General features: G+C 75.0%; 3 protein-coding genes. 1 reads left to right on the top strand and 2 read right to left on the bottom strand.

What is annotated here, in order from left to right:
• Positions 1 to 15: 15 nt before the first annotated feature.
• Complete coding sequence (locus GL263_RS25360) at positions 16 to 1290, top strand: aminotransferase class V-fold PLP-dependent enzyme (protein ID WP_182858077.1); 1275 nt, start codon at positions 16 to 18, stop codon at positions 1288 to 1290.
• Positions 1291 to 1301: 11 nt separating this feature from the next.
• Here the strand turns inward: GL263_RS25360 and GL263_RS25355 are convergent, their stop codons facing one another.
• Together GL263_RS25355 and GL263_RS25350 are read right to left on the bottom strand one after the other, a co-directional pair.
• A complete protein-coding gene (locus GL263_RS25355; protein WP_182858076.1) occupies positions 1302 to 1583 on the bottom strand; it encodes an Lrp/AsnC family transcriptional regulator in 282 nt (93 codons plus the stop codon).
• Positions 1584 to 1646: 63 nt separating this feature from the next.
• Positions 1647 to 2224, bottom strand: a 578-nt coding sequence (locus GL263_RS25350; RefSeq protein WP_182858075.1) for a rhomboid family intramembrane serine protease, incomplete at its 5' end; no start/stop codon positions are given.

The raw sequence follows: 2224 nt of genomic DNA, 5'->3' as shown, positions 1-2224 counted from the left end.
CTCCCGGACGGGCCGCTGCTGCCGGTACTCGGCACCGACGTGCGGGTGCCGGTCGCCGCCGGCGGCGAACGCGCCTACGCCGCACTGGACCAGGCGGCCAGCGCGCCCGCCCTGGTCCGGGTCTGGGAGGACGTCGCCGCCTACGCGCCCTACTACGGCAGCGTGCACCGCGGCGCCGGCCACCTGTCCCGGCTGTCCACCGAACTGTTCGAGCAGAGCCGGGCCACCGTCGCCGACTTCCTCGGGATCGACAGCGCCGACCCCGACCGCCAGGTGGTCTTCACCCGCTCCACCACCGACTCCCTGAACCTGCTCGCCCACGCCCTCCCGGCGGGAACCCGGGTCTTCGTCTTCGAGACCGAGCACCACGCCTCGCTGCTGCCCTGGCGCGACCACCACACGGTGGTCCTGGACGCCCCGGACAGCCCCGCGCACGCGGTCGCACTGCTGGACCGCGCCCTCGCGAAGGCGCCGGCCGAAGGCCCCCGGCTGCTGTGCGTCACCGGCGCCTCGAACGTGACCGGCGAGCTGTGGCCGGTGGCCGAGCTGACCGAGGTGGCGCACCGGCACGGCGCACGGGTCGTGCTGGACGCCGCCCAACTCGTGCCGCACCACCGGGTGGACGTCGGCCGGCTCGGCGTGGACTGGGTGGCCTTCTCCGGTCACAAGCTCTACGCGCCCTTCGGCGCCGGGGTGTTGGCCGGACGCGCCGACTGGCTGCGCGCGGCCGAACCGTATCTGGCGGGCGGTGGCGCCAGCCGGCGCGTGGAGCGACGCCCGGACGGCGGCCTCGACGTCCGGTGGCAGGAGAGCGCGGCCCGCCACGAGGCCGGCTCGCCCAACGTCATCGGCGCCTACGCGCTCGCCTCGGCCTGCCGCGCGCTGGCGGACGTCGGCTTCGACCGGATCGCGGCCCGCGAGCGGACGCTGCTTGCCCGGCTGCGCCGAGGTCTCGCCGACCTGCCCGGGGTGCGGGTCCTGTCCCTGTTCGGACCGGACGCCGAGCGGGTGGGAGTGGTGTCGTTCGTCGTCGACGGGTGGAGCAGCGCCCGGCTGGCGGAGGCCCTCTCCGCCGAGTGGGCCATCGGGGTGCGGGCCGGCCTGTTCTGCGCGCACCCGCTGCTGCGCGTGCTGCTCGGCGCGGCGCCCGGCGGCACCGGGGAGTGCGGCGGCGGTGAACTGGACGCCGTGCGGGTGAGCTTCGGTGTGGGCACGCCCGACGAGCACGTGGACCGGTTTGTCGGCGCGGTGCGCGAACTGGTCGGGAGGCGCCCCGGCGGCGACTGCTGACGGGGGAGGGCTCAGGCGTCCAGGCCGATGGCAAACGCCGCTTCGAGGTCGTGCTGGCTGTAGGTGCGGAAGGCGATGTGCGTCTCGGTGGAGAGCACACCGGGCACCTTGCTGATGCGGCCGGGGATGACGTCGGCGAGGTCGTCGTGCCGGGCGACCCGGACCATGGCGATCAGGTCGTGCGCGCCGGTGACCGAGTAGACCTCGCTGACCCCCTCCAGCGCGGCGATCTGCTCGGCGATCTCGGGGATGCGGTCGGTGCTGGTCTTGATGAGCACGATCGAAGTGATCACTTGGCGTTTCTCCCTCGGTCCCTCGGTTCCCTCGGTCGCCTGAGCTGGCGGGACTCCAGCGGCTCACTCTAGTGCCCCGTTCCCAGGCACCCCACCCCGCGCCTTCCCGGTGGCGGCCGCGTCCCGGGGTGGCGTCGTCCGGGCCCGGCGGTGGTGGAGCCGGGCGAGCAGCAGGCCGAGTCCGAAGGCCAGCAGATGGGCCTGGTGGGCGAGGACGACGGTGTCCGCCTCGCCCGGGCTGGTGTCCGCGCCCCGGGCGGCGAGCCACTGCGTGACGGCCCAGCAGCCCAGCGCCAGCCAGGCCGGCAGCCGCAGCGGCAGGAACAGCAGCGCCGGGTAGAGGGCGGTGATCCGGGCCCGGGGGAAGAACAGGAGGAAGGCGCCCAGCACTCCGGCGACCGTTCCCGACGCCCCGACCAGGACGTCCGGGGAGTCCGGGTGCAGCGCGGCATGCCCCAGCGCGGTCGCCGCCCCGACGGTCAGGCAGCCCAGCAGGAACGGCAGCCCGCCCACCCGGCGCTCCACCCACGGGCCGAACAGCAGCAGGAAGAGCAGGTTGGCGAGCAGGTGCAGCCAGCCGGCGTGCACAAAGAGCGAGGTGAGGAGGGCTGTCCACGTGGCGGGGCCGCCGCCCCACAGCT

The sequence above is a fragment of the Streptomyces durbertensis genome (assembly GCF_014156695.1).
Lineage (GTDB): Bacteria > Actinomycetota > Actinomycetes > Streptomycetales > Streptomycetaceae > Streptomyces > Streptomyces durbertensis.
Note: the sequence above shows the minus strand (reverse complement) of the source record. Positions and strands in the feature narration are given on the sequence as shown.